Source organism: Fibrobacterota bacterium (genome assembly GCA_019509785.1).
Lineage (GTDB): Bacteria > Fibrobacterota > Fibrobacteria > UBA11236 > UBA11236 > Chersky-265.
The window spans coordinates 1-1,839 of sequence record JAEKLQ010000016.1; the positions used below are offsets into that span (position 1 = coordinate 1).

Sequence of the window (1,839 nt, forward strand, 5' to 3'; positions counted from 1 at the left end):
ACCATTTATGGGGCATCGATCAGAAGGGCCTTGCCCCCGATTGGGCCACCCAAAACCCCAACATTACCCGTCCGGAAATCCTGAACACCCTGGAAGCGCAATTCATTTACTACGCCCTGGGTTCCCGGCTCACGATCAATTATTGGCATCAGGAACTTGATGACTATACTTCTTGGTTCTCTCCGAGGACCAATGTAGGCGATTTCACGGGAAATGGATTCGAATACGAAATGGTATCCCCCATCAACCCGATGGTTTCCTTGTGGACCAACGGAGCGTTTTCGGACAACCATTTCAAGATAGTCGCCGATGCGAATAAATCCGGGAGCGGGACCGAGGCGGGTTCGGCATTCCAACTGCCCTCCAATGATAAAGGGGAAGTCATGGGGGTGCCCAGTTTCACGGCTAATTTCGGCGCCGATCTGCTTTTCGCATCCAAGTTTTCCATCAGCCCGACCATCCGCTATCTGACGCGGCAGGTAACAGCGGAACCGACCAACGTGACCCGGAAGACCGCGGCTGGGGCGGATACCACGGTGGTCGATTTCAACTACGGATACGCTGACAACCGGATCTTCGTGGACCTCGCCGCGATGTACGAGAATATCCGGATTCCCGGGACATCCATGAAAATGGATGCGCGAGTAGTCTTTAAGAACCTGTTCAACAATACCGAATTAATGGGAACCCAATGGATGGTCGATTCCTACCATCCGCAAGGGTTGACCTGGGAAGGCGGGATTTTCCTCCGCTTTTAACGCGCCCGGCCGCGCTATTTCGCCCCTTATGTTAGGGGCTCTTGATCAATTCGCCGACCCGACCCAGAAGATCCGTATGGATTTGCCAGTTCAGGCGCTCGGCCACGACCAGGTTTAAGGTGGTCTGCACGCTGATCTGGGGCTCGAAACCCAGGGTTGCGGGCAGCTCATTCTCTTCGTTGAGTGTAATCGGGGTAGGCCGAAAAAAGCCCCAGATCCGCCTGCTTGCTGGCAAGATTCGCCAATGGTACTACCAAGGGCACGGTTCCCTTGCGGAAGCGGGGAACCCAAAACCGCCCCAGCGTAGCCGCGTTCACAAGGGCGTTATCCGGCAGCATCCAGACGACTTCCACGCCGGATTCCTTGAACGCGTCCATCCCTTTGTTCAAGCTCTTGATGATTTCGTCCTTGGATGGGGACCCGTCCCCATCGCAATCGATGCATTTTCCGATCAAATCGATTTTTTCCCGGCCCAGGAGGCGACGGGAGTCTTCTACGAAAACGGAGAAGTATCGCCGATAAAAAACGCCGATACGGGTGAAATCCTTGCCGGAAAGGGACCGCAACTGGGTGAATACGGCATATGCCGGAACCTCGAAGCGGATGCCGGTAACATTGCGCAGACCCTTAGCCGCATCCTCGGCCTTGAGGGTCATGAGCACGAATTTCGGTAGGCTGGCGAATGCCGAGTCCCGCGCCTGCATCCTTTTCGCCAAGGACACGGCCCGGGAATCCATCAGTACCAAGGCTCGGGGCGCGTATAGCGAGCATAGCCGCGCCAGGGAATCTTCCGCGTTCTTGCTATCCGGATCGAATGTCATCCAATCGTAGCGGCTCCCCAAATCCGATTTCATTCCCGACCAGGCTTGCTGAAAGGATTCACCCGAAGGCATGATGGCCAGGAGGCGCTCCGCTTTTTCGGAGGCGTGGGAGCCGATAGCGAGGCTCAGGATCGCCAGGACCCTGCGCGCATTGGCAGCCGGGAATGCGGAGAAGAGTCGGATCATTCCCATCGCTCCACCCCCAGGATTTCCAGCACCGATTTCGGCTGTTTGAGTAGGATTTGCTTTAAGTTTGCGTC

General features: G+C 56.0%; 2 protein-coding genes. One reads left to right on the plus strand and one right to left on the minus strand.

The annotated features are described in order from the left end of the window. Positions 1–758: TonB-dependent receptor (locus JF616_00535; protein MBW8886213.1), on the plus strand; the 758-nt coding region annotated here is incomplete at its 5' end. A gap of 167 nt (positions 759–925) precedes the next feature. Here JF616_00535 and JF616_00540 read toward each other — a convergent pair. Then, complete coding sequence (locus JF616_00540) at positions 926–1,765, minus strand: hypothetical protein (GenBank protein MBW8886214.1); 840 nt, start codon at positions 1,763–1,765, stop codon at positions 926–928. Positions 1,766–1,839: the final 74 nt, after the last annotated feature.

What these genes read in the sequence shown, in the direction of transcription:
- JF616_00540 (MBW8886214.1), bottom strand. Translation starts at nt 1,765, where the DNA reads ATGATCCGACTCTTCTCCGCATTCCCGGCTGCCAATGCGCGCAGGGTC.